Genomic DNA, 24,717 nt, shown 5'->3' with positions numbered 1-24,717 from the left:
CCTGGTCAGCGATGGGTTTCCCTGGCGACGGCCAGCCCCGAGATGCCGCTGCCCGCGATGGCTTTCTGCACCGTTCCGTCGGTGCGCACATCCACGATGAAGCGGTTGACTTCCGCCAGGCGCGCCGGCTCGCCGCGCCGCGTCACCACCGCCTGGTCGACGGCCAGGAAGTTGTCCGGCAGCACCTTCAGCCGGCCGCCCGAACCCTGGGCCACCAGTTCCGCGTCGTGCCGGTTGGCGGCATAGACATCCGCCTGGCCGGAGCCGAGCAACTGCACCGCGTCGGGTTTGCGATCCAGCAGCACCATCGTCCCCTGCTTGACGGTCTGGCTCAGGACGATCTCCTGCGTCTGCCCCTTCACCGCCGCGATCTTCACGCCCGGTCGGTCCACCTGCGCGCTCGCCGCGATCGGTGAATCGGCCTTCGCCACGAAGGCATTGAACATCAGCGCATACGAGTCGGAGAAGTCGACCTCGCGGGCGCGCTTCTCGTCATACGCCATGAAGCCGATGTCGGCGCGGCCTTCCGCCAGACGCTTGACGATGTCGGCTGCGTTGGCGGCGGGCTGGATCTCGTAAGGCAGGCCCAGGCGCGCGGCCAGGGCTTTCACCAGGTCCGGCACGATGCCGGTGATCTCGCCCGTTTTCGCATCGATGTGCGCCTGCACGGGATTGGTCCCGAGGAAGGTGGCGCGCAGCACGCCGGTGGGTGCCACGTCCTCCTTCGCTCCGGCGAAGGACCAGGACGCGGCAAGCAGGAACAGCAGGAAGGCGAGGACGTGTTTCATGGTGCGCCTCATTCCGGCAGGATGCCCACGTCGCGCGTCAGCTTGCTCCAGCGCTGGTGCTCCGCCTGCAGGAAGCCCGCCATCTGCTCCGGCGTGCCGGCGCCTTCGGTGATCGGGCCCACGGCGAGGATCCGTGCGGCCATCTCCTTGTCGGTAAGCAAGGCGTCGAGGTCGCGGTTGAAGCGCTGGATCGCCGCGGCCGGCGTGCCCACCGGCGCCACCACGCCATGCCAGCCCGCATAGTCGAAGCCGGGGATCACGGTGGCCATCGGCGGCACGCTCTCCAGGCCGAACACAGGCTTGGCCGTGGTCACGGCAATGGGACGCAGCTTGCCGGCCTTGGCCATCTGCATGATCGCGGGGACGTCGACCAGCACGGCCTCGGTCTGGCCGCCTATGGTGTCGACCACCGCCGCCCCGACGGAGACATAAGGGACCGGGTTCACCTGCAACCCGAGCTGCTGCGCGAACAGGCGCGTCATCATGCCGCCGAAGGTCTTGGGCCCTTCATTGGCGATGGTCAGCTTGCCCGGATTTGCTTTCGCATAGGCCACCAGGTCGGCCAGCGACTTGATCGACGAGTTAGTGTTCACGCACAGGGCGAAGGGCACCATGCCGATCATCGCCACCGGCACGAAGTCCTTGCGCGGATCGTAGGGCAGCGTCTTGAACAGGTAGGGATTGGTGACCAGTGCCGCGGTCGTCGCGTAGTAGAAGTTGTAGCCGTCGGGCGCCGCCTTGGCGGCGGCCTGCGCGCCGATCGCGTTCTGGCCCCCGGGCTTGTTGTCCACCACCACGGCCTGGTTCCACTTGCGCGCAAGCTGCTCGCCCAGCATGCGCGCCATCGCATCCGGCCCCGATCCGGCCGGCTGCGACAGGATCAACTTGACCGGCTTGTCGGGCCAGGACTGGGCCCACGCAGGCAGCCCGCCCACCAGCGCCGCGGCGCCAGTCGAAACAAGGAACGCTCTACGCTTCATCTGCGGTCTCCTCGATCTGGGCCGGCGGGCGGCCTGTTGGAATTTCAGTGAGAGGCGGGCGGCGGCAGTGCCGCTGCAGCGGCGGCCTCGCGTTCGAGCGCCCGCAGCACCACCGCGTCCTGCTGCAGTCGCGCGAAGTGCGCGGCGACGTTGGGCAGCTTCGCCAGGTCGACGCCGTTTTCCGTGCCGCGCGTGACCACCCAGAACAGGTAGACATCGGGCGCCATCCAGTCGTCAGCGGCCAGCCAGGGGCGGCCGGCCAGGCGCTGGTCGGCCAGTTGCAGCGAGCGCTGCAGTTCGGCGACCCCCATTGCCTTGACGCTGGCCTGGGCCTGCTCGCCCTCGGCGATCCGCTGCGGCGAGCGGATGCGGCCCACCAGCGGCTGCAGCGTGGTCGCGCCCCAGGCCAGCCAGGACAGCGCCTGCGCGTAACCCCAGCCATCGAGCGGATTGGGCAGCAGGCGCGCCTGCTGGAACTGCTGCGCGAGGAAGCTGACGATCGCGACGTTCTCGGTCAGCGCCTCGCCGTTGCGCACCAGCACGGGCACCTTGCCCTTGGCATTGACCTGCTGGAACGCCGGTGCGCGGTGCTCGCCCGCGGGGATGCGAACGATGCGCAGGTCGTAGTCGGCCTGCGCCTTGGCAAGCAGGATCAGCGGCACGCGCGAGCACGCGCCGGGGGAGTGGTACAGGGCCAGTTCAGTCATGCGATCAGCTTAGATCAAACCAAGTGCCGCGGCCGCTTCCTCGACCAGCGCACCCGCCTGGTCGGCGCCCGGCGCCACGCCAAAGACGTAGTTGTCGGGCCGCACGAGCGCACCCGCAAGCTCGTTTTTACCGAACCAGGCGGCCAGCACGCCTTCGGTCTCGTTCAGCTCCTCGCTGCGCAGCACACGCAGGCCGGGGAGCGCCTTGGCTGCGGCAGGCACCGGCGTGCCCGCCGCAAGCACCAGGCGCCAGCCGTTGCCGAAGACCTCGTCGAGGTGGCGGCGTCCTCCCTCGGCCGCGATCCACGGCTGCGGAAAGAGCTGGCCGCGCGCGGCATGGGCATGGCGCGACAGCAGGCCTTGCGACAGCGCCGGCAGCAGGTCTTGCCGCGGCGTGTCTTTCACCACACCGCCGCACTCGGCCAGCAGGCGCTCGTCGCGGGCACGGGCGCGGGCGGGATCGCGCTCGCAGATCACCGCGCCGACGGCCTTGATGCGGCTGGTCAGTTCGCGCACGTGGGCCTTGCGTTCGACGCCGTAGGAGTCCAGCAGCGCCTCGGCCGCCGCAGCCTGCACCTCGCCGTGCAGCACGGCGGCGAGCTTCCAGCTGAGGTTGGCGGCATCGCGCACGCCCTGGCACATGCCCTGCCCCAGAAAGGGCGGCTGCATATGCGCCGCATCGCCGGCCAGGAAGACGCGGCCGCGCCGCCATTGCGCGGCGACCAGCGCGTGAAAGCGGTAGCTCGCCTGGCGCCACAGGGTGCCGTCGGCCGGGGTGAGCCAGCGGGCGAGATGCTGCCACGTCGCCGCGGGCGCCGCGGCTTGCTGCGGGTCTTCGCCGGGCTTGAGCGAGATCTCCCAGCGCCGGTGATTCTTCGGTCCGATCACCAGCGTACAAGGCCGATCGGGCTCGCAGTACTGCACGCTCACCGCCGGCAGCTTGGCCAGGCCCTGCTCGTTCACGAGCACATCGACCACCAGCCAGGGCTCGTCGAAGTCCAGGTCTTCGAGCGGCATGTCGAATTGCGTGCGGACCGTGCTGGAGCCGCCGTCGCAGGCGATCGCGTACTTCGCCTGGACCTGCGTGAGCCGGCCCTCCGCGCTTTCGATCTCCAGCTGCACGCCATGCTCGTCCTGCGTGATGCGGCGCATCTCCACGCCGAGCTCCACGCGCACTCTGGCCATTTGCGCAACGCGCTCGCGCAGCACGCGCTCCACCTCGGGCTGCGTGAAGACCATCGAAGGCGTGTAGCCCTGCGGATAGGGCGGCGCCACCATCGTCATCCGGCGGATCAGGCGGCCGTCGACGCCGTAGTACTCCGAAGGCGTGAAGGGCTCGCACCAAGGCCGGATCGCCGCCTCCACCCCGAGCTGCTGGAACACGCGCAGGATCTCGTGATCCAGGGCGACCGCGCGCGGGATCCGGTAGACCTCGGCGAGCCGGTCGCAGGCGTAGACCTGCAGCCCCGCCTGCCCGAGCAAGGCGGCGGCCACCTGCCCCGCCGGCCCGTAGCCGACGATCGCGACGTCGAACACGTTCAGGCCGCTTCGGGTTGGCTGACGAACTTCATGCTTGTCAGCTCTCCAGGTAATCGGGGTGCGGCGCGAAGAGCACGCGCCTTTGCGCTTCCTTCAAGGTGGCGGAGGGCGCGCTCGCAATGCCCCACTGGTCCAGGCGGCCCGGCGGCCACTTCCAGAACTCGGGGCCGTGCGACTCGTAGCTGTCGTCGACCTGCTGCACTTCGGCCGTGTACTCGATCACGACGCCGAAGGGATCGATGAAGTAGTTGAACAGGTTGTTGCCGGGACCATGCCGGCCAGGTCCCCAGTGAATCGGGAAGCCCGCGTCCTTCATGCGGCCGCCGCCGCGCATCACCGACTCGAAGTCCGGCATCAGGAAGGCGATGTGGTTCAGAGCGTCGTTGTCCGTGATGCCGATCGCGATCGTGTGGTGATCGCTGTTGCAGTTCATGAAGGCCATGATCCCCGTGCGGTCCGCGACCCGGAAACCCAGCGCGTCCTGCAGGAACTGGCGCGTCTCGTCCACCGCATGGCTGTTCAACACCGCGTGCGTGAGGCGGATCGGCCGGTCCCTGACCGGCGGCGCCTCGGCCCGGCGCGCGTCGCCCCAGACCACCTGCAACGTGCGGCCATGTGGATCCTGCACCGTCAGGCCAGTACCGCCAGCGGGATCACCTGCGAGTTCCTGCGGCTCGGCCAGCACCTTGCCGCCGGCGCGCAGCACGTTGGCGCGCACCGCGTCCAAGGCTTCGCGGCTGCGCGCGCGCAAGGTGACGTGGCGGATCTGCGCCGCGCCGCCGCCCTGATGCAGCGCGAACAGGTAGGCATCGCTGCCGCTGCCCCGCAGGTAGAGCACGTTCTCGCCACGCCCCGCCACTTCGAGATGCCAGGTGCGCGTGTAGAACTCCTCGGCGTGCGCGAGGTCGGGCACGTTCAGCGCCACGCTGCGCAGTCCATCGATCCAGGGGCTCATGGGGTCGTTTCCTTGGTCAGGCCGAGAAAGCGCTCGGCATTGCGATGCACCAGCCGCTGCACCGTGGCTTCATCGAAGCCGGCGGCCGCCACCATCGAGGGCCAGTCGACCGGCATGGCCGCGCCTGCGTGTTTCGGGAAATTCTCGGGCACGACGTGGGCGTGCGCGTCGATGCCGCAGGCGCAACGCGATGATGTATTGATGGCGCTCAATGCGGGTCTCCGCCGGGGATCGCAGGAATGTGCCCCGCCCTCGTGCAGTCGATCATGCACCCTACTCCGCCTGCACGCCCGCCGCCGCAATCGCATGCCGCGTCGTCTCGATGTCACGCACCAGGTACGCGCGGAACTCCTCGGGCGTCGAGGCGTGCGCCACCGCGCCATTGAGCTCGAAGGACTTCTGCACCTCGCTGCGCTGCACCGCCACGGCAACCGCCCTCACCAACGCATCGGTCGCGCCCGCCGGCAGCCCCTTGGGCGCCATCAGCCCGATCCAGCTGGCGAATTCGAACCCCGGCAACTCGCTGCCGATCGCAGGCGTGGCGCCGAGCGGCTGCGTGCCTGGCGCCATGCTGTGCCCGAGCAATTTCAAGCGCTTGCCGGCCACCAGCGCCATTGCAGCGGGCGCCGGCGTCAATACCCAATCGGTCTCGCCCGAGACGACCGAAGCCACGCCCTGGCTGCCGCCCTTGTACGGCACGTGCAGCGCCTTCACGCCGGCAGCCGTCTGAAAGGCCGCGCCTGCCAGGTGGCTCACCGAGCCGATGCCGGCCGAGGCCATGCGCAGGTCCCCATTCTTGCTCCTGGCATAGGCGATGAAATCGCGCACGTTCTGCACCGGCAGCTGCGGGTTGCACACCAGCACGTTGGGCAGCAGGGCGATCAGCGAGACCAGGTCGAAGTCGCGCAGCGGCTGGTAAGTCACGGCCTTCTGCAGGAAGGGGGCGACCGAGATCGCGCTGCTGGAGCCCACCAGCACCGTGTAGCCATCCGGCGCGGCATTGCGCACCGCCTCCACGCCGATCGCACCGGCCGCGCCCGCGCGGTTGTCGATCACGAGCGGCTGGCCCAGCACCTTGGCCATCTCCATCGTGGCGACCCGCCCTATGGTGTCCACCGAGCTGCCGGGCGCATTGGGCACCACCGCCTTGATCGGGCGCTCGGGATACGTGCGCTGCGCGCGCAGGCCGGGTACCAGCAGGGCGCCGGCGGCGGCCAGGCAGGTGCGGCGGCGTAAGGGAAGGCTGGCGGGCATGTTCGGTCTCCAGGCTCCGGTCGTCCATGAGGGCGACGCGATTCTGTGGCCCCCGGCGCCAGCCCCCCTCCGCGTTTTCCCGAGGCCGGCCAATCCGCGCTACGCTCGCGCCGAGAACGACCACCACATCCGCCATGCGCATCCACTGCCGCCACCCTCGCTGCCTTGCCGGATCCAGCAGGCGCCCACGGCTCCGTCGGCCAGCGGTTCTTTCCACGACCGACATCGGCGTGGGCGTGCTTGCGCAGCTGCACTTCTTCCTCGACGATCTGTTCCCGCAATCCCTGGGGCGCCCCCTGCTGGCGTCGGCCCGATGAAATCACGCAACTTCCTGGTCGCGGTGCTGGCGGCCTGCTTCTGTCTCGCCGCCGGCGCGCACGCGTTTCTGGACAAGGCCGATCCCAAGGTTGGCTCCACCGTGAAGGTGGCGCCGCCGGAACTGCGCCTGTGGTTCACCGAGGGGGTGGAGCCCGCGTTCAGCAGCGTGCAAGTGCTCGATGCCCAGGGCAAGCGGGTGGACACGGCGGCCGTGCAGGTGGACCCCAAGGACCGCAAGCTGCTGCACGTGCCGCTCACGAAGCTGGGCGCCGGCGCCTACCTCGCGGTGTGGCGCATCGTCTCCGTCGACACGCACGTTTCCGAAGGCCGGTTCGCGTTCCACGTCGCGCCCTAGTGTCCGCTCTCGCCTGGGTCAAGGCCGCCCACATCGCCGCGTCGGCGCTGCTGGCCGGCGCCTTCGCGTTCCAGATCCTGGTGCTGCGCCGCATCGCCCCGCCTGCCGGCAGCGCGGCACTCGCCCTGCGGGTGCGTGGCCAGTTGCGCGCGCTTGCGATCAGCGGCGTGGTCGCGGGGGCGGTCTCGTGGCTCGCCTGGCTGGGGCTGCTCGCGATCAGCATGAGCGGGCGGCCGGCGGCCGAGGCCCTCACGCCTTCCGTCCTGGGCACCGTCGTGGCGCAGACCACCTTCGGCCACGTGTGGTCGCTGCGCGCGACGCTGTGGCTGGCGATCGCGGTGCTGTTGCTGTGGCCCGCGGGCAAGCAAGGTGGCGGGTCGCCACCGCGGCACTGGATCACTGCAGGTCTGGCCCTGCTGGTCGTCTGCAGCCTCGGGTGGGCCGGGCACGCCGTCGGCACGCAGCCGCTGCACGCGCTCGTGGATGCCGTGCACCTGCTGGCCGCCAGCGTGTGGCTCGGGATGTTGCCGCCGCTGTGGCTGGTGATCCGGCGCGCGTGCAAGAGCGCGGAGCCGGCCTCGGCCGACCTGGCCGCCGCAGCGGCTCGCCTGTTCTCGCTGCCCGGCATGGTTGCCGTGGGCGTGCTGGCATTGACGGGCCTGGGCAATGCCCTGTGGTTGCTGGACACGCCGCGCGATCTCGTCGCCACGAAGTACGGCCTGGTGCTGCTGGCAAAGCTGTCCGCGTTCGGGCTCATGCTGCTGCTGGCCGCGAGCAATCGCCTGCTGCTGGCGCCGGCCGCGCAATCGGCAGCGTCGCAGGCCGCACGCCTGCAGGCGCTGCGACGGCTGCAGGCCAGCGTCCTGCTGGAAGTGGCGCTGGGTGCGCTGGTCCTGGTGCTGGTGGGCATCCTCGGCGTGACGGCACCAGGCACGCATGGCGCCGGCGCGCATCACATGCACGACATGCGGGACATGTGATGGTCGGATGACATTGCGACCCGGCGCTGGTGCATACGCCGTCGTTCTCATTTCCACGCGATGAAGATATCCCTCAGACCTTTTTGCCTGAATGCGGCGCAGCCCGTGGAAATGGCGGAACAGTCCTAGGTGCCGTCGATCAGGTCGATGAGCACGCAACGATCCTCAGGCCGTGGCGGGCGAACCGATGCGCCACCAGGCGGGCAGCAACTCGCGCACCGCAGGGCGGGCGAAGCGGTCGTCGATCAGGTAGACGATGCCCCGATCCTCCTGCGTGCGGATCACGCGGCCCGCGGCCTGCACCACCTTCTGGATGCCCGGATAGAGATAGGTGTAGTCGTAGCCGGCGCCGAACACCGTGTGCAGGCAGGCCTTGAGCTGCTCGTTGCGCGGGTTCATCTGCGGCAATCCGAGTGTGGCGACGAAGGCACCGATGAGGCGGTCGCCGCGCAGGTCGATGCCCTCGCCGAAGCTGCCACCGAGCACCGCGAAGCCGACGCCCGCGCCGCCCGGTGCGAAGCGCTCGAGGAACTGCCGGCGCTGCGCTTCATCCATGCCGCGCGCCTGCATCCACGTGGGGATGTCGGGGTGGCTGCGCGCGAACTCCGAGGCCACCAGTTCCAGGTACTCGAAGCTGCTGAAGAAGGCGAGATAGTTGCCCCGCCGCCTTGCGAACTGCTGCGCGATCAGCGCGCAGATCGGCGCCACCGAACGCTGCCGGTCGCCATAGCGCGTCGAGATGCGGCTGACCACCTCCACCTGGAGTTGATCCGGCCCGAACGGCGAGTCGACGTCGATCCAGGCCGTGTCGGCCGGCAGGCCCAGCATGTCGGTGCAATAGCGCGCCGGGGTGAGCGTCGCCGAGAACAGCGTCACCGAGCGCGCCGCGGCGAAGCGCGGCTTCAGGAAAGGCGCGGGAATGAGATTCTGGATGCGGATGGTGGCGGCCGGCCGGCCGCCGGCGCTGTCTGGCTCGGACCATTCCAGCACCGAATGGGAACCGAAGGATTCGGCCAGGCGCACGAAGCCCAGGATGTCGAAGTACGCCTGCTGCAGGCTGCCGTGATCCGCGCCCGGCGGCGCTTCGGCGAAGTGCGCCTCGAAGGCGCTGCTCGCGAATTTCAGCGCGGTGACGAAGCCGTCGGGCAGGGTCTCGAGCCGGCCCTCGGCCTGCGCCTTGCGCAGAGAGGTCCAGGCGCGGCTGACCTTGTCGAGCGCGGAGCGGATCAGCGCCGGCGCCGTGGCGCGCAGCGCGCGCAGGTCCGCCTGCCGCAGGTCCGCGGAATACATGGCGCGCGCGCGTTCGACCAGGTTGTGCGCTTCATCGGCGAGCACGCCGACGCGCCACTCGCCGGCCAGCGTCATCGCGTGCAGCATCGCGCTGCTGTCGAAGAAGTAGTTGAAGTCGCCCACCACCAGGTCGGCCCAGCGGCACAACTCCTGCGCCAGGTAGTAGGGGCAGACCTCGTGCTGCAGGGCGACGCTACGCAGGGCGGCGCTGTCCATGCGTGGCAAGCCGAGGCTGGCACGGCGCGCGGCCGGCAGGCGATCGTAGAAGCCGCGCGCCAGCGGACAGGCGTCGCCGTGGCAGGCCTTGTCGGGGTGCTCGCAGGCCTTTGCGCGCGCGGTCAGTTCCAGCACGCGCAGGCCCAGCGCGGGCGCGCTGTCGCCGATCTTCCGGGCGGCGTCCAGCGCCATGGCGCGGCCGGTCGACTTGGCGGTGAGATAGAACACCTTGTCGAGCCCGTGCGGCTTGGCGCCCTTGAGCATGCCAAAGACCGTACCCATGGTCTTGCCGATGCCGGTGGGCGCCTGCGCCAACAGGCAGCGGCCGCTGGCCACGCCCTTGTAGACCGAGGCGGCCAGCTCGCGTTGGCCGGTGCGAAAGCTCGGATGCGGAAAGGCCAGCGCCTGCAGGCCGTCGTCGCGGCGGCTGCGATGTTCCGCCTCCTGTTCGGCCCACGCCAGGAAGTCCTGGCAGGATGCTTCGAAGAACTCGCGCAGCGCCTGCGCCGAGTGCGTCTCGACGAAGACCGTTTCCTCCTGGCTGGCGATGTCGAAGTAGATCAGGGCGACATTCAGCTCGGCGAAGCCGCGCGCCTCGCACAGCAGCCAGCCGTAGACCTTGGCCTGGGCCCAGTGCAGGTAGCGATGGTTCGCGGGCTGCCTGGCCAGGTCGCCGCGATGCGTCTTGATTTCTTCCAGACGATGCCGCGCGGGGTCGTAGCCATCCGCCCGGCCACGTACCGTGAGGCCCGCGAATTCGCCCCGCAGGCTGATCTCCGTCTCGTAGGAATCGCCGCGCCGCCCTGCGACCCATTGATGCCCGGCGATGCCCTCCTGCGCGCTGGGCGAGGGGGTGAAGCGCAGGTCGAGGTCGCCGCGCCTGGCCGTGAAGTCGCACAGGGCGCGAACGGCGACGGTATAGGGCATCGCCGGATCGTATGCGATCAGAAGCGCTCGCCCGTCGGCAGGTAACGCCACTGCCCCGGCGGCAGACCGGCCATCGCGACGCGGCCGATGCGCAGGCGGCGCAGCGCGGTGAGTTCCAGTCCCACTTGCGCGCACATCCACGGCAGCCAGTCCGGCGCGATGCCCTTGACCGCGAAGCGCAGGCGCGCCTCGCTCTGCCAGCTCACGCGCGCCGGCGGCATGGGCTTGCCCTCGCGCAGCAGCCCGCGGCACAGGCGCTCCAGGCCGCCGGGTGCGATGGTCCCCGTGACCTCGGCCAGCAATTCCTGCTCGATCACTGCCGCGTCTTCCTGCAGCTTGCGGACGATGCGCCCGTCCTGGCTGAAGACCGACAGGCCGTTGGCCGGCGTCGGCAGCGGCAGCAGCGCGACCAGCCCGGCGGCATGGCTCTTGATGCGCCGGATGCCCGATGCGTCGCCACTCCAGTGATTCCCCGCCACCAGCAGCGAGCGCGCTTCCTCGTTCGTCATGCGCGCCGGCTTGTGCAGCAGGAACGTTGCGGGCGCAAGCGGCTGCAGTTGCGCCCGGCTGTCGACCTCGACGCGCTGCCCGGAGGCCACGCGAAACTGCGGCTCCTCCACCTTGCGGCCGTCGACGGTGACGCGCCCCTCGACGATGTACTGCTCCGCCTCCCTGCGCGAACAGGGCACCAGCGCCGCGACGGCCTTGGAAAGCCGCTGTGCCTCGTCAAGCATGGTCGCGCAGTCCCTCGAAATAGGCGGCGATCGCCTTGGGCATGGAGCGGCGCTGGCAGCGCTGCAACTGCACCAGCAGGTCGTGCGGCGCCTCGTCGACCTGGTAGCGCTCCTGGAGATCGCCACGAATGCGGCAAAGCAGCGAGGCGGCGACCTCGGCGTCCGCCAGCGCGCGGTGAGCACGGCCCGCGTCGGGCAGTGCGTGAAAAGATGCGAGCGCCCCGAGCCGATAGCTGCCGGCCTGCGGATACAGCCGGCGCGACAAGAGCATGGTGCAGGCGAAGGAAGGCGGCGAGGTCCACACCGGGTCCGGCCGCTTGCGCCCGCTCACGCGCCGCAGCTCCGACTGCCAGAACTGCTGGTCGAAGGAGGCGTTGTGCGCCACCAGCGGTGCACCCTGCACGAAGCGCGCGGCCTCGGTCATCACGTCGGCCGCGGGTGGCGCCGCCTGCACCATCTCGTTGGTGATGCCGGTGTATTCCTCGATGAAGGGCGCGATGCGGCGGCCGGCGTTCATCAGCGACTGGAAGCGGCCGACCACCCGGCTGCCCTCCAGCAGCACGATGGCGATCTCGGTGGCGCGGTGGCCCGCAGCGGGGGACAGGCCGGTGGTCTCGAAGTCGATAACGGCAATGGGAGGCATCCGGGGCCCCGGAGTCGATGAGGCCCGTATGCTAGCGCTTGCGCAAGGATGCGATCCCCCGGGATGTCATCCCGCCGCGTAGCGCATCACCGCCACGAAGTGGCAGCCGCTCGCGCCCAGCACCAGCAGGTGCCACCCGAAGTGCGCATAGGGGATGCGCTCGTCGAGGTGGAACACGATCGCGCCCAACGTGTACAGCACGCCGCCGGCCACGATCAGCTGCAGGCCTTGCGGCGGAATCGCCGCCATCAGCGGCTGCAGGATGAACACCGACACCCAGCCCAGCCCGAGGTACATCGCGGTGGAGGCCACCGGGTGCGTGAGGCGGTTGGCGCACTTGGCCACCGTGCCGATGGTGGCGATCGTCCAGACCAGCGCAAGGAACCAGTAGCCCCCTTGCTCCGCCAGGCTGCCCAGCATGAAAGGCGTGTAGGAACCGGCGATGAACAGGAAGATCGCCGCGTGGTCCAGCCGGCGCAGCAACTGCTTGGTGCTGCCCGCCGGCAGCCAGTGGTAGACGGCCGACACCGAGAACAGCAGGATCATCGAGGCGCAATACACCGCCCCGGCTGCGCCCTGCAGCGTGCCGGCCCGCAAGGCCGTGGCGATCAGTTGGGGGCTGAACAACGCGGCCAGCACCGCTCCCAGCCCATGGCTCAGTGAATTGGCGACTTCTTCGCTGGGCGATTGCGCGCGGCAGGCAGTCGTGTGGGCCATGGGACCTCCCTTGTTCGACTCGATCGTGAGCGCGCGGGCAAGCTGACCTTGTCAGCCCCGCCAGCCAAGGCGTTGTCGGAGAAGCGCCGCAGCAAGCTGCAGGAATCGGGAGCTCGCGGGCCGGACACGGCCGGCGCACCACCGCTAAAGCTCGCTGCCGTCCCTGCCGGCAAGCAGCTTCACCACCAGGCGCAGTTGCGCCCGCGAGGTGCCGCTGGACTGCTGCAGGTAGGCCTGCACCTGGCCGGTGGTCCAGGCCGCGTACGTGCCTTCGGTGCCCTGCGATGCAAGCTCGGGGCCCCAGCTCGCACGGCCCCAGGCCAGCAGGGACTCGTACGCGTTCGCGGCCGAGCGAGCGTCGGCCACGTACTCGACCCGCCGCAATTCGCCGTCGGCAAAGAAGAAGGTCGGTGCCAGCGGCACGCCAGCGATCTCCAGGGCCGGACCGCGCCAATTGCCCGCCAGGCCACCCGCCATGTGCACGGGGCGCGGCACGCGCTGCAGCGCAGGAACCGCCTCGCGCAGTTGCTGCGCGTTCATTCCGAGCTGCGCGCCACCGGGCAGGAACTGCGCGTCGGCAGCGAAGGCGAGCAAGGCAAGAGAGAGGCAGGCAATGGCGCGCGGCAACAGCGCGCGCGGGGGTAAGCAGGTACTTCGCATGGACGCAAGCAGCATAGCGCAGTGGTCTGCCGCTCAGGCGCGCACCGCCCGCCCCCGCAGCAGGCGATCGCCGAACAGCACGCACCCCAGGGCGCAGAACACGAGCAAGGCGCCGGCCCACTGCAGTGGCGTGACCACCTCGCCCAACAAGGCGATGCCGGCGGCCAGGCCGATCAGGGGCACGCCAAGACTGAACGGCGCGACGCGACTGGCGGGATAGCGTTTCAGCAGTCCGGTCCACAGGCCGTAGCCCAGGCTGGTCGCCAGCCAGCCCAGGACGGCGACTGCGAGCCAGCCCTGCCACGGCGCGCGCGCCCAGTTGCCCTGCGCGTCCGTGGGATCGAGCCACCACGACATCAGCAGGAAGGGGACGATGGCCACGGCGCTGCTCCAGACGACGAAGCCGACCGCATGGAAGCCGCCGCTTTCCCTCTGCGCCTTGCGCACCACGATGTTGGAGGTGGCCCACATCGCCGCCGACGCGAGCGTCAGCGCCAGGGCTGGGCCGCTCGCGCCGCCGCCGGATCCGGTGGCGGCGGTGTTCGTCGCGAAGCACGCCAGGCCCGCCGCGGCAAAGCCGAAGCCGACGCGCAAGGGGCCGCCGATGCGCTCGCCCAGCAGCAGCACACCGAGCCCCGCCGTGAAAAACACTTGCGTCTGCAACAACACGGAAGCCAGCGCCGCCGTCATGCCCAGGTGCAGGGCGACAAACAGGAAGCCGAACTGCCCGACGCCTTGCGCCAGCCCGAAGGCCAGCAGCCAGCGTCGCCGCACGCGCGGCATCGGGATGCGCAAGGCGAGCGGCAGGAAGGCGAAGGCGAAGCGGGCCGCCCCCAGCTGGAAGGGCGTGAAGTAGGCCAGGCCCACCTTCATCACCACGAAGTTCAGGCCCCAGATCACCACCACCACCACGATGGCCACGAGATCGGCGGGTCGGAAGGGAACGGGCTGCGTCATGGCGCGCATTGTCCCCGCGCCGCGGATCAGGGCCTGTTGCGGCCCTAGAGGCGCTCGTTGCCGCGGCTCGCCTTGACCTGCGAGCGCACGTTCTTGGCTTTGAGCCGCCGCTGCTTGGAGCCGTAAGTGGGCTTGGTGGGGCGGCGCGGCACCGGGATCGCGGAGGCCTCGTCCACCATCTGCGCCAGCCGCTCCATGGCCTCGACCTTGTTCTGCTCCTGGCTGCGCGCGGTCTGCGCCTTGATGACGACCACGCCGTCGCGGGTGATGCGCTGATCGCTCATCGCCAGCAGCTTGTGCTTCACGTGGGCGGGCAGCGAGGAGGCGCGAATGTCGAAGCGCAGGTGCACGGCGCTCGAGACCTTGTTGACGTTCTGCCCGCCCGGCCCCTGGGCGCGGACGGCGGTGAACTCCACTTCATGCTCGGGAACGGTGAGCCGCATGCGTGCATTGTGGCGTGACCGCCGTGTGCCCTCACCCCCACCCTCTCCCAGAGGGAGAGGGAGTAAGACCGGAATCACCCCGCGTGCGCGGCCAGCAACTCCATCTTGCGCGCCTGCAGCTGCTGCGCCAGCTGCATCAGGTCCAGCCCCTTGGTCTTGCGCGCTTGCGGGAACATCTTCTCGCGCTCGTCGTTGACGTGGTCGAGGATCACGTCTTCCAGCTCCAGCATCAGCCGCGCCTCGGTCGGCTTGTCCTCGAGTTGGGCGATCAGTTCGCGGGCTTCCTGGTGCTCGCGCTTCGACTCCTGCACCAGAGGCTGATCGCCGGTGGCGCGCTGGAAGGCCGGATAGAAGATCTCGTCCTCGATCTGCATGTGCACCAACAGTTCCTGGCAGATCTCGCTGGCCAGCAGGCGCTGCCGGTTCGGGTCGTGCGCGGCCTTGTACTGTTCGAACAGACCGGCAACCTTGTTGTGGTCCTCGTCGAGCATGGTGCATGCGTCGTCCTGCTGGGGCATCGTGTTCTCCTTGTGATTTGAATCGGAGTCCAAGATACCCACCGGGCCCGCCACCGCAGCCCGCGTGCGCGGGCATCCTGCGTAGGTCGGCTCTTACGCCCCGGCGGAAACAGCTTCTCCGGCTGCCCGGATGTCCGGTCTCTTCAGCGCGGCTTGACGAAGCGCAGCACGAATTCGTCCTTCGGCATGGGCGGCTCGGGCGTGTTGCGGTCGCGCGGATCGTTGGTGTTGCGCAGGAAGTCGCCGTGGCCCGCCAGGCGGAAACCGGCCGCCTCCACTTCACGCACGACAAAAGCCTCTTCCACGCGATGCAAGCTGCCGGCTTCCGAGATGCCGGTGCCCGGGCGCCCCGAGTGATCCGCGATCACGTACATGCCGCCCGGTTTCAGCCCGTTGAACACGGCGCGGTTCATCTGCGCGCGATCGACGCCCATGTAGCCGAAGTCGTGATAGTTGAACATCAGCGTCACCAGGTCGAGCCGACCTTGCGCCTCGGCGGGCACCGGGTCTTCGAACGGCTGCGTCACCGGCATCAGCACGTCGGCCAGCGCCGGGTTGTCCACCCGCTGCGACAGCGTGGGCATGGGCGCCGGCGCGCTGGCCGCGGGCGGCGCAGCCGCGCCTTCCGGCTGTGCCGGTGGCGTGCGCGCCGGCCCACGGGGCGGGTTCTGCGCGTACACCCGGCCGCCCGGCGTGACGGCGCGGGCCAGCAGTTCGCTGGTGTAGCCGCGCGCCGCGCTGAGGTCTTCCACCACCATGCCGGGATGCACGCCGATGAAGGCCAGCATCTCGACGGGCTTGCGCCGCACGTCGTTGGCGCGGTCCGCCGGACTGCGGTCGCGTGCGGCGACGATCGCCGCATAGCGACCCGGGTCTGCCCCGAGCGGAACGCTGCTGCAGGCGGCCAGGGCAAGGGCCATGAGGGCCGACGCGGCGAGATGGCGCATGGGGGTCTCCTTCGCAAAAGGCCGCATTCTCGTCGCAATCGCGCCAGCAGGCATCGGCTGGCTCGTCCACCTGCCATGGTTCGGCTGCCAAGGGCTGTCACCCCGCCGGGAAACCGGCCGCGGTGATTGCCGGCTGTGTTCCTACGCCCACTGCCGTGCGGGCACGGACGCGCAGGCTGCGGCGACCCGCTTAACCTGCAGGCACAAATTCAGGAGGGCCGGACATGCAGGATGGTACGCAGGCGGAGCGCGCAGCCTCCGAGCGGGTCACGCAGCCACGCAAGAAACCGCTGCTGGGGCTGGCACTGCTGGCCCTGGCAGGGGCGGCGGCGTTCGGTTTCTATCAGCACGAGCACCACGCCCCGCCGGACGCGGCGTCGCCAGCGGCCTCCGCGGGCGCACAGACGCCAGCGCACCTTGCGGACTTCCGCGGCGAGACGCCTTCGCCCGAGGCGAAGCTCATGGCGAACTGGGTGGTCGGCACCGGCGACAGCCACCAGCATGCGTTCGTGCTCGTCGACAAGAAGGACGCGCGCGTCTACGTCTTCACGCCGCAGGGCCGGCTGGAGGACAGCGCGCCGGCGTTGCTGGGGCAGGCGCACGGCGACGACTTGGTTCCAGGCACTGCCGACAAGTCCCTGGCGGAAATGAAGCCCGATGAAAAGATCACCCCGGCCGGCCGCTTCGTGGCGGAGCCGGGCGTCAACGCGGAAAAGGAAGACGTGATCTGGGTGAACTACGACGCTGCCATTTCCATGCACCGCGTGCGCCCGATGGTGGCGCGCGAGCGCCGGCTCGAGCGGCTGGCAACGCTGAGCACCGACGACAACCGCATCTCCTTCGGCTGCATCAACCTGCCGGTGAGCTTCTACGAAAACGTGGCGAAGCCCACGGTGGCGAAGTACGGCGCGATCATCTACGTGGTGCCCGAGGTGAAGACGGTGCAGCAGGTGTTCGGCGCCTACGACGTCACCGATCCCGCCCAGATCGCGGCTGCGCACCAGGCGGGCAACGTGGCAACGGCCAACAAGGACGAGGGCAGGAGGGCCACCGCGCAAGGCTGATCGCGCGCAGGGCACGCCCGGGTGGCGCGCCCCGGCCGCCTTGGCCACAATCGCGCGCATGCCCACCGAGCCCCCGCCCACCACCTCCAGCGAAACAGTCCGCGCCGCCCTGCGCAGCGGCGCGGAAATCGCCTTGCTGGACGTGCGCGAGGAAGATCCCTTTTCGCGCGCGCATCCCTTGTTCGCGGCGCAGCTTTCGCTGGCGCGCCTCGAACTCGATGCGCCCTGGCGCCTGCCGCGGCGCGATGTCTCGATCGTCGTCTGCGATGACGGTGAAGGCCTCGCAGAGATCGCGGCCCGGCGGCTGCAGGCCCTGGGCTATCCGCAAATCACGCTGCTCGCAGGGGGCTTGCCGGGTTGGCGCGCCAGCGGCGGCGAAGTGTTCCAGGACGTCAACGTGCCGAGCAAGGCCTTCGGCGAGTTGGTCGAGCACGAGGTGCACACGCCTTCGCTGTCGGCCGACGAGGTGAAGGCGCTGCTCGATCGCGGCGCGGACATCGTCGTGCTCGATGCGCGCCGCCTCGAGGAATACCAGACCATGAACATCCCCGGCGGCATCAGCGTGCCGGGCGCGGAGCTGGCGCTGCGCGTGCGCGACCTCGCGCCGGATCCCGCGACGCGCGTGATCGTCAATTGCGCCGGCCGCACGCGCAGCATCATCGGCGCGCAGTCGCTGATGAACGCCGGCATTCCCAATCCCGTGTCGGCACTGCGCAATGGCACGATCGGCTGGACGCTCGCGGGCCTGGAGCTGGAACACGGACAGTCGCGGCGCTTCGGCGAGGCAAGCGCGGCGTCACGCGAAGCGGCGCGGCACGCCGCGCGCGCACTGGCGGAACGCGCCGGCGCCCGGTGCCTCCCGGTCGAGGCACTCGCCACGCCGGCGCCGGCCGGGCGCACCGAGTACCGCTACGACGTGCGCACGCCCCAGGAGTACGCGGCCGGACACCTCCCCGGTTTCGGCAGCGCGCAGGGCGGACAGCTGGTGCAGGAGACCGACGTGTTCGCTCCGGTGCGCGGCGCCCGCATCGTGGTGGCCGATGGCGGCGACGAGGTGCGCGCGCCGATGACCGCCCACTGGCTCGCGCAGATGGGATGGGACGTCGCCTGGATCGAAGGCCTCTCTCCAGAGCGCTGCAAGGACCGCACGCCCTGGCCGCCGCGCGTGGCCCTGCCGCCGGCGCCCGGCGTGCAGCCCGAAGAACTGGCCGCGGGGCTCGCCACCGGCGCAGCCTGGTTGCTCGATGTGAGCGCCAGCGCCGCTTACGTGCAGCGCCACATCCCCGGTGCGTGGTGGGCGCTGCGTTCGCAATTGCCACAGGCCCTCGCGCAGATCGCGCGCACCGCGCCGGCGCCGCGTTCGATCGTGCTCACGGCTGCCGACGAACAGCTCGCCCAGCTCGCCGCGCACGACCTGGCCGGCCACGCACCGGCGCCGGTCGCCGTGCTGGCGGGTGGAACGGCGGCCTGGTTCGCGCAGGGGCGGCCCGCTGCCAGCGGTGAAGAGCGGCTGGCCAGCCCCCGCATCGATCGCTACCGGCGCCCTTACGAGGGCACGGAGAACGCGCAGCGGGCGATGCAGGCCTATCTCGATTGGGAGTACGGGCTGGTCGAACAACTGGCGCGCGACGGCACCCACCGGTTCCGCGTGCTGCGCCACCCTGCCTGAGGCACGGCTGCAAGCTGCGCCGCGCGCCGGTCGGCGCGCGGCACCTTGGTTCATGCACGGTCGGCACCATGCGGGCTGGCGGCGGCCCGCGACTCTCGTGACACTGTCGTTGCAGTTGTTTCAGTGTTCACGGCCGCGCGACGGCCGGCGTTTCGGGAGAGCATGTGGCCGCAGCGACCTTGAAGGATTGGGTAAGCGCCCATGGACGGTACCTCCAGGAGGAGAGCCGGCTGTTCGAACTCGCCGGACAAGTCGCCGCCCAGGCCTGCCCGCTGGAGGAACTCGAACGCCAGCGCGACCGCTTCATTGCCGCCCAGGTCCTCGCCGACGCGCTCTACGAACGCGCAATGGAAATGCTGCGCGCAGGCTGATCGCCGCATTGCACCCGCAACATTGCCAATTGCCTCAATTCCCGGGGCGATTGCGTTGCCCTTGACATTGCACGGCTGTTTTCAATGGACACCCTGTGCTGTAATGCGCTTCGCAACTCTCGCAAAGCACATGGCCACTTACATTGAACTCCAGAAACAGATCGAAGCCCTGCAGAAGGAAGCCGAAGCGCTGAAATCGCACGAGCGGGATGGCGTCATCGAGCGGATGAAGGAAGCCATTGCGGTGTATGAAATCAGCGCCGAAGACCTCGGCCTGGCCTCCGGCCGCGGCATGCGCTCGGGGCGCGGTGGGCCGGGCGGCCGCCGGGGACCGCAAAGGCGCGCCGAGGGCGTGGCCTATACCGACGGCAAGGGCAATACCTGGGGCGGCCGCGGCCCGCGGCCGCGCTGGCTCAAGGACGCGCTGGCCAACGGCGCCCAGCTGACCGACTTCGCCAAAGGCTGAGATCAGGGCCGGCAACCTCATTGCGCCCGGTCGAACCACGGCCGGGCGCGGTCATGCCAGGCCTTGAGCGCCACCACGGCACCCTCGGCAAGCGCCAACGGTTCCTCGAATCCGTAGATGGTGTGTTGCCAATTCGAAACCGCACGCCGGCGCGCCGGATGGTTCTCGAAGACGATGCCATGGCCCAGCTCTATGCGTATCCACTGGATCACGCCGTGGCACTGGCCTGCTTGCGTCGCGCGCATTTCGATGCGCTTTCTTTCGGCGGGGAAATGCGAGCGCTTCATGAAATCGAAGCGGAAAGCCTCGACCGCATCGCTCAGCAGCAATGGCGCCAGGTCTTCGCGGTACAAGGGTCGCTTGCGCGGGTGGATGGCATTGAAATCGCGCAAATCGAAGCCGAAGGATGCGTCCACGTGCACATGGCGCGCCAGTTCGTCTCCGCCGACGAGTGCAATCATGATGCTGGCCGCCGCCGGCAGGATCTGCCCCCCGGCGCGCAGCAGGCGCGCCTTGGCATCCTCGATGGCGGGCAGCACGTGCTCGCCGAGCAGTTCGCTGGAGAAGATTTCGTGCACCAGCAGGTCGGCCTTGGCGGGCAAGTCGGTGCCGACCTGCACCGCAGCCGACGGCTTGGCCAGCACCGTGACGCGATCCGCCAGGCCGTTGCGCGCGACGATGGTGCGTGCCGTCTGCGCAATCAACGGGACGGCCTCGCAGGTGACGACCTGGCGCGCGCCCAGCCGCGCCGCCATCATGGCGAGCAGCCCGGAGCCGGTGCCGATCTCGAGCACCGTCGTTGCAGGCGTGATCGCGGCCTGCAACGCGTCGTGAAAGGCCTGGTTGCGCTCCTGCTCGTTCATCATCGGGATGTGCCACAGCGGCACCAGCCGACTGAGCAGCCATTCCGCCCCGAGCCGCGCCGTGAGGTTGTCGGGATCGCTGAGCAGGATCTCGCGACACAGCGCGATGCCTTCCTGGCCACGGTTCGCTTGCAGCAGGCACAGCGTCGCCTTCTTCAAGGTGGCCGCGTCGCCGGGCACCATCGCCAGTGCCGCGCCGTAGTGATCCGCGGCCGCTGAGAGCTGGCCGGCCTCCTGCAGCTGGTCGCCCCGGGCGACGCGCGAGGCAGCCAGCTCGGTGGCCAGCGTGGGCTCGCGCTCGAGGGCCAATCGCGCGAGCCGCAGCCCTTCATCGAAGCGGTCCAGCGCGAAGTTGCATTCCGCGAGATTGGCCCAGCCGGCGGGGTCTTCCGGAAAGGCTTGCGTGTAGCACGTGAAGGTGGTCGCCGCGGCCTCGAACTCCTGCAGCGCCTTCTCGCAATTACCGATGTTGAACAGCAGCTCGGCGTCTTCCCGCGCCGGGTCGCGCAGTGCGCGCAGCAGTTCGAGCGCCCGCGCATGCTGGCCGGTGAGGATATGCATCGTGGCGCACAGCCGCCTCGCTTCGCGGTTGGCCGGCTCCCGCTGGCACCAGGCCTCGCAGGCAGCGATCGCATCGGCGTGCCGCCCCTCGCGAAAGAGGCGTTTGAGTTGTTCGATGTTCGAGGTCATGCGGCTGGCATTTTGCCCGCACAAAAAAAACGGCCCGCACTGGGCGGGCCGGAAGCATCGCGTAGAGACAAGCCTGAGGAGCTGAATACGTTGCTTCGATGCAGAGCCTAGGTTAACCCCGGCGCGGCGCCCTTCGCTCGCTTGGGCGCAATCGCTTACAAGGGCAGCACGTAGGTGGACCTGCGAGGCGGCACCTTGGTCTTGTCAGTGCCAACTATCACCGGCACGTTGCGGTCTTTTGCCCTCTCGATCGGCAATGCCCGTGTTGTTGACGCGGGCTCGTCAGGCAGAGGCCGCGAGTGCCGCAACGAGTTGCCGCGCCGCGCGCGTGCTGGCTCCCTTGCCGGTGATGGACAGGGCCGGTGAATGGTGCAGCATCCGCTCGAAGACCGCGCGCACTTCGTCCGCCGTGATCGATTCGATGATCGCGATCGTCTCGTCGGTCGACGTCACCGTGCCGCGCACGAACAGCTCCTCGACCGCGCGCTCCATCGTCGCGTAAGCGCGCTCGGAAGAGCGCACGCGCGAGACGGCGAGCTGGTTCTTCGCGCGCTCCAGGTGCACGGGAGCGATCTGCTGGGTGTGCGCGCGCAGCAGGTCGCCGGTGGCGGCCAGCAACTGCTGCAGCTTGTCGGGCGTGGTGACGGCATGGACGATGAAGTTGAACCAGGCATCGCCGCTGTCCGAGGTGGATTGCGCCGTATACGCCAGGCCCATGCGCTCGCGGATGGTGTCGGTCAGCGGCGACGACATGCCGCCCCCGAACAGGATGGTCGCCAGCGAGGCGGCCAGCCGCCAGCGCAGCTGCGGCATCTGCTCGCCGGCCGGCGGCAGCACCGGGTACCCGAGATTCACGAACACCTGCGAGACCTGGGCGAAGCGCTGGCCCAGCGCACTGCCGATGTAGCGCGGCGCCAGCACGGGCGCGCTGCCCGTATCCGCACCCGCCGCGCGCATCCCGGCAAACAGCCGCTCGCCCTGCGCCAGGAAAGCCTCCACGTCGAAGTGCCCCGCCGCGGCGACCACCGTGTTCTCCGCCACGTAATGCGCGTTCACGTGCGCGACCAGGTCGTCGCGCTTGAAAGCGTCGATGTTCTCCACGGTGCCGATCACCGGCATGCCCATGGGGTGCTCGCCCCAGGCGGCGCGGTCCAGCAGCTCGCTGGAGCTCTCCTCGGGATCTTCGGCGTACTCGATCGCCTCCTGCCGGATCACGTCGAGTTCGCGCTGGAGCTCCACCTGCGGAAACGTGCTGTTCAGGACGATGTCCGCCGTCATCTCGAGGAAGCGGTCGGCATGCCGGCCGAGGCCGGTCATGAAGTAGCCGGTGGTGTCCTTGCTGGTGTACGCGTTGACGTCGGCGCCCAGTCGCTCGGCATCGAGGTTGATGGCCTGCACCGACCGGCTGGCCGTGCCCTTGAAGGCCATGTGCTCCAGCACATGGCTGATGCCGTTGCTGGCGGCCGTTTCATTGCGGGAGCCGACGCGCAGGAACACGCCGACGCTGGCGCTTTGCACGTGGGGGACGGGGATGGCCAGCAGCCGCACGCCGTTGGCCAGCGTGCGCAGCACGGGACCGTGGCCGGCGGAGGAATCTTGGGCGGGGTGGGTCTGGGCGTGCAGGGACAAGTGAGGCTTTCCGGTTTCAGCAGGCACGCGGGCCTGCATGGCAGGGCAACAGGGCCTTGGCGGCTTCGATGCGCAAGTTCAGGGCTACGGCCGGGTCGTTCATGATCCCGAGCAGGAAGCGGCGCGCGTCTTCATGCTGGGCGCCCGGTGCGGCGGCGGGATCGGCGCTTGCCACCGCGATGGCAGCGGCAGGCGCAGCTTCGGCAACCACAGCAGCGGCGAGCCGCTCGCGCGCACGCTGCCAGTCGGCCAGAGCCGTCGACTGCACGCGGGACAGCAGGTCGGCCTGCGCCTCGGCACTCGGCGGCAGGTCGAGCCAGGGCTCCTCGTTGAACAGGGCGGCGAGATCGGTGGCGACGAAGGCGGACCAGCGGCCGGGCCCGATCTCGTGGGGCGGCAGCCTGGGCGCGCCCCCAGCCGGCGCGGCCGCATCGGCGGGAAAGGTGGCGATGCGCTCGGGGCGCGCAGCGCCGAGGTAGCGACTGCGCAGGGCCGCGAGGAAGGCAAGCGCCTGGTCCGCCGGCACTGCTTCGGCCAGCGAGAACCACAGTTGATAGCCCGCGCTGCCGGCAACCGCGATCGCCGGCGCGGGCAGTTGCAGATCCGCCTGCACGCCCTGCCACACAGCGCGCACGCCGTCCCAGGCGCCCGGGGCGGCCAATGCCAGCACGAGGGCGCGCGTGCGGCCACCGGCCAGGGCCGGCGCGGTTGGCTCGGCACCGGCGGCCTCGCTGGCTGCCGCGGCCGGCAGGTAGAGGCGGCGCCATTCGGCTTGAAGTCTGTTCATGGATACGGGGAAAACGGGGCTGCGCCCGGCACTCTACTCTGCCAGGGCACCCGGGCACCCGGGCACGCGGGCCGCGGCCGGCACCTTTTCCGTGACGCAGCCTGTGTACGATAGCTGGATGCGCGATAGCGACCCCGGCAGGCTCCCGCCCGTTTCCCGTACGCTCGCCCTGTGGCTGCAGCAGTCGCGCGACCTCGCGGTGATCGTGCTGGATCCGAGCGGCATCGTCACCGAGTGGCTGGGCGCCGCCCCAACCACCCTGGGCTACCTGCCCCAGGAGACCGTGGGCCGGCACATTGCGCTCATCTTCACCGAGGAGGATCGGGCCAGGGGCTACCCCGATTACGAGCTGAAGGTGGCCGCCGACGACAGTTTCTCGGAGGACTCGCGCTGGCACGTCCGCAAGGACGGCACGCGTATCTGGGCGACGGGCAGCGTGTCGGCCGTACGCGAGGCGTCGCGCGTCGTGGGCTTCGTCAAGGTGCTGCGCGACATGACGGACCAGCGCGCACATACCGAGCGCTTCGAAAACGAGGTTTCGCAGCTGGGCCAGGCGCGCGAGCAGACCCGCAGCTTCCTGCGCACGCTGGGCCACGAGATCCGCAATCCGCTGTCCGTGCTGAACAACATCTCGGTGATCCTCGAGCGGCTGGTGCAGGACCCGCGGGTCACCCGCACGCTGCAGCAGCTGTCGACGCAGATCGGCGTGCTCAAGCGGCTGGCCGACGACCTGATGGACGTGAACCGGCTCGAGCTCGGCAAGGTCAAGCTGGACCCGGAGCGCATCGACCTGCGCACCCTGCTCGAGGAAACCGTCGCCGGCATGCAGGAGCTGGCCGGCGAAAAAGGGCTGCAGCTCGAGGCCGTGCTGCCCCCGAGCGCGCTGATGGTCGACGCCGACGTGGCACGCCTGCAGCAGGTGGTGGTCAACCTGCTGAACAACGCGATCAAGTACACGCCAGCGGGCGGGACGGTCTGGGTCAGGGCCATCCAGGAAGGCGCCGAGATCGTCTGCCGGATCCAGGACACGGGCATCGGCATTCCGCCCGCCATGCTGCCGCGGATCTTCGAGCTGTTCACGCAGGCCGAGGAGGGTGAGAGCATGCGCGAGGGCGGCATCGGCATGGGACTGGCGCTGGTGCAGCAGCTGGTAGAGCTGCATGGCGGTTCCGTCCAGGCCAAGAGCTCGGGCGCCGGCAAGGGCTCGGAGTTTTCCTTTCGCCTGCCAGCCCGCTAGCTCCCGCTGCTCC

The 24,717-nt window shown here is 69.7% G+C and carries 26 protein-coding genes; 7 read left to right on the top strand and 19 right to left on the bottom strand.

The annotated features are described in order from the left end of the window. Positions 1–5: 5 nt before the first annotated feature. The 7 genes from JWP60_RS23690 to JWP60_RS23660 all read right to left on the bottom strand — a co-directional run bounded on the left by JWP60_RS23690 (position 6) and on the right by JWP60_RS23660 (position 6,223). On the bottom strand, positions 6–788 hold the full coding sequence (locus JWP60_RS23690) for a transporter substrate-binding domain-containing protein (protein WP_299797014.1): 783 nt from the start codon (positions 786–788) through the stop codon (positions 6–8). An 8-nt stretch (positions 789–796) separates the two neighbouring features. Further along, positions 797–1,768, bottom strand: a complete 972-nt coding sequence (locus tag JWP60_RS23685; protein WP_299797011.1) for a tripartite tricarboxylate transporter substrate-binding protein — start codon at positions 1,766–1,768, stop codon at positions 797–799. Between the two features lie 44 nt (positions 1,769–1,812). Further along, on the bottom strand, positions 1,813–2,475 hold the full coding sequence (locus JWP60_RS23680) for a glutathione S-transferase family protein (protein WP_299797009.1): 663 nt from the start codon (positions 2,473–2,475) through the stop codon (positions 1,813–1,815). Positions 2,476–2,484: 9 nt separating this feature from the next. Continuing rightward, positions 2,485–4,011 carry a bifunctional 3-(3-hydroxy-phenyl)propionate/3-hydroxycinnamic acid hydroxylase gene (locus JWP60_RS23675; RefSeq protein ID WP_299797007.1) on the bottom strand — a complete coding sequence of 509 codons (1,527 nt, stop codon included), beginning with the start codon at positions 4,009–4,011 and terminating at the stop codon, positions 2,485–2,487. A 40-nt stretch (positions 4,012–4,051) separates the two neighbouring features. Next, positions 4,052–4,969: a VOC family protein gene (locus tag JWP60_RS23670; RefSeq protein WP_299797004.1), complete on the bottom strand. Its 918-nt coding sequence runs from the start codon at positions 4,967–4,969 to the stop codon at positions 4,052–4,054. Continuing rightward, entirely contained in the window at positions 4,966–5,181 is a 216-nt protein-coding gene (locus JWP60_RS23665; protein WP_299797002.1) for a hypothetical protein, read from the bottom strand. Before JWP60_RS23665 ends, JWP60_RS23670 begins: the two co-directional genes overlap by 4 nt. 61 nt (positions 5,182–5,242) lie before the next feature. Then, positions 5,243–6,223, bottom strand: a complete 981-nt coding sequence (locus JWP60_RS23660; RefSeq protein ID WP_299797001.1) for a tripartite tricarboxylate transporter substrate binding protein — start codon at positions 6,221–6,223, stop codon at positions 5,243–5,245. A 313-nt stretch (positions 6,224–6,536) separates the two neighbouring features. Between JWP60_RS23660 and JWP60_RS23655 the strand changes: the two genes are divergently transcribed. Next, positions 6,537–6,896, top strand: a complete 360-nt coding sequence (locus JWP60_RS23655; protein WP_299797000.1) for a copper resistance CopC family protein — start codon at positions 6,537–6,539, stop codon at positions 6,894–6,896. After that, positions 6,896–7,876, top strand: a complete 981-nt coding sequence (locus JWP60_RS23650; RefSeq protein WP_299796998.1) for a CopD family protein — start codon at positions 6,896–6,898, stop codon at positions 7,874–7,876. Before JWP60_RS23655 ends, JWP60_RS23650 begins: the two co-directional genes overlap by 1 nt. Before the next feature lie 165 nt (positions 7,877–8,041). On the opposite strand, the gene JWP60_RS23645 is transcribed toward JWP60_RS23650, so the two are convergent. The 9 genes from JWP60_RS23645 to JWP60_RS23605 form a co-directional block, all read right to left on the bottom strand. After that, positions 8,042–10,309, bottom strand: coding sequence for an ATP-dependent DNA helicase (locus JWP60_RS23645; protein ID WP_299796996.1), 2,268 nt, complete (start codon positions 10,307–10,309; stop codon positions 8,042–8,044). Positions 10,310–10,326: 17 nt separating this feature from the next. Beyond that, positions 10,327–11,043, bottom strand: coding sequence for an RNA pseudouridine synthase (locus JWP60_RS23640; protein ID WP_299796994.1), 717 nt, complete (start codon positions 11,041–11,043; stop codon positions 10,327–10,329). Beyond that, positions 11,036–11,686: a 3'-5' exonuclease gene (locus tag JWP60_RS23635; RefSeq protein WP_299796992.1), complete on the bottom strand. Its 651-nt coding sequence runs from the start codon at positions 11,684–11,686 to the stop codon at positions 11,036–11,038. Before JWP60_RS23635 ends, JWP60_RS23640 begins: the two co-directional genes overlap by 8 nt. 66 nt (positions 11,687–11,752) lie before the next feature. After that, positions 11,753–12,403, bottom strand: coding sequence for a hemolysin III family protein (locus JWP60_RS23630; protein WP_299796989.1), 651 nt, complete (start codon positions 12,401–12,403; stop codon positions 11,753–11,755). Positions 12,404–12,547: 144 nt separating this feature from the next. Beyond that, positions 12,548–13,063, bottom strand: coding sequence for a hypothetical protein (locus tag JWP60_RS23625; protein WP_299796987.1), 516 nt, complete (start codon positions 13,061–13,063; stop codon positions 12,548–12,550). A gap of 33 nt (positions 13,064–13,096) precedes the next feature. Next, positions 13,097–14,020, bottom strand: coding sequence for an EamA family transporter (locus JWP60_RS23620; RefSeq protein ID WP_299796985.1), 924 nt, complete (start codon positions 14,018–14,020; stop codon positions 13,097–13,099). Positions 14,021–14,064: 44 nt separating this feature from the next. Continuing rightward, positions 14,065–14,463, bottom strand: coding sequence for an alternative ribosome rescue aminoacyl-tRNA hydrolase ArfB (gene arfB / locus JWP60_RS23615; protein WP_299796983.1), 399 nt, complete (start codon positions 14,461–14,463; stop codon positions 14,065–14,067). A 74-nt stretch (positions 14,464–14,537) separates the two neighbouring features. Continuing rightward, the gene (locus JWP60_RS23610) at positions 14,538–14,981 is read right to left on the bottom strand and encodes a hemerythrin domain-containing protein (RefSeq protein WP_299796980.1); all 444 of its coding nucleotides are present in this window, start codon (positions 14,979–14,981) and stop codon (positions 14,538–14,540) included. Positions 14,982–15,124: 143 nt separating this feature from the next. After that, a complete protein-coding gene (locus JWP60_RS23605; protein WP_299796977.1) occupies positions 15,125–15,928 on the bottom strand; it encodes a hypothetical protein in 804 nt (267 codons plus the stop codon). Positions 15,929–16,152: 224 nt separating this feature from the next. Between JWP60_RS23605 and JWP60_RS23600 the strand changes: the two genes are divergently transcribed. The 4 genes from JWP60_RS23600 (at position 16,153) to JWP60_RS23585 (ending at position 19,498) form a co-directional block, all read left to right on the top strand. Further along, positions 16,153–16,992 (top strand): hypothetical protein, encoded by an 840-nt coding sequence (locus JWP60_RS23600; protein WP_299796974.1) that lies wholly within the window; start codon positions 16,153–16,155, stop codon positions 16,990–16,992. Positions 16,993–17,050: 58 nt separating this feature from the next. Further along, the gene (locus JWP60_RS23595) at positions 17,051–18,661 is read left to right on the top strand and encodes a rhodanese-like domain-containing protein (protein WP_299796971.1); all 1,611 of its coding nucleotides are present in this window, start codon (positions 17,051–17,053) and stop codon (positions 18,659–18,661) included. Positions 18,662–18,825: 164 nt separating this feature from the next. Continuing rightward, positions 18,826–19,032, top strand: coding sequence for a hypothetical protein (locus JWP60_RS23590; protein ID WP_299796969.1), 207 nt, complete (start codon positions 18,826–18,828; stop codon positions 19,030–19,032). A gap of 130 nt (positions 19,033–19,162) precedes the next feature. Continuing rightward, positions 19,163–19,498, top strand: coding sequence for an H-NS histone family protein (locus JWP60_RS23585; RefSeq protein WP_299796966.1), 336 nt, complete (start codon positions 19,163–19,165; stop codon positions 19,496–19,498). A gap of 17 nt (positions 19,499–19,515) precedes the next feature. On the opposite strand, the gene JWP60_RS23580 is transcribed toward JWP60_RS23585, so the two are convergent. From JWP60_RS23580 to JWP60_RS23570, 3 genes are all read right to left on the bottom strand, one after another. After that, positions 19,516–21,051: a tetratricopeptide repeat protein gene (locus JWP60_RS23580; RefSeq protein ID WP_299796963.1), complete on the bottom strand. Its 1,536-nt coding sequence runs from the start codon at positions 21,049–21,051 to the stop codon at positions 19,516–19,518. 282 nt (positions 21,052–21,333) lie between these two features. Beyond that, the gene (locus JWP60_RS23575; RefSeq protein WP_299796960.1) at positions 21,334–22,680 is read right to left on the bottom strand and encodes a pitrilysin family protein; all 1,347 of its coding nucleotides are present in this window, start codon (positions 22,678–22,680) and stop codon (positions 21,334–21,336) included. A gap of 16 nt (positions 22,681–22,696) precedes the next feature. Continuing rightward, a complete protein-coding gene (locus JWP60_RS23570) occupies positions 22,697–23,467 on the bottom strand; it encodes a hypothetical protein (protein WP_299796957.1) in 771 nt (256 codons plus the stop codon). Between the two features lie 118 nt (positions 23,468–23,585). Between JWP60_RS23570 and JWP60_RS23565 the strand changes: the two genes are divergently transcribed. Beyond that, a complete protein-coding gene (locus JWP60_RS23565) occupies positions 23,586–24,704 on the top strand; it encodes a PAS domain-containing sensor histidine kinase (protein ID WP_299796954.1) in 1,119 nt (372 codons plus the stop codon). The last annotated feature ends 13 nt before the right edge of the window (positions 24,705–24,717 follow it).

Source organism: Ramlibacter sp., assembly GCF_028291745.1.
Classification (GTDB): Bacteria; Pseudomonadota; Gammaproteobacteria; order Burkholderiales; family Burkholderiaceae_C; genus Ramlibacter.
This window is presented reverse-complemented; position numbering and strand designations above follow the sequence as displayed.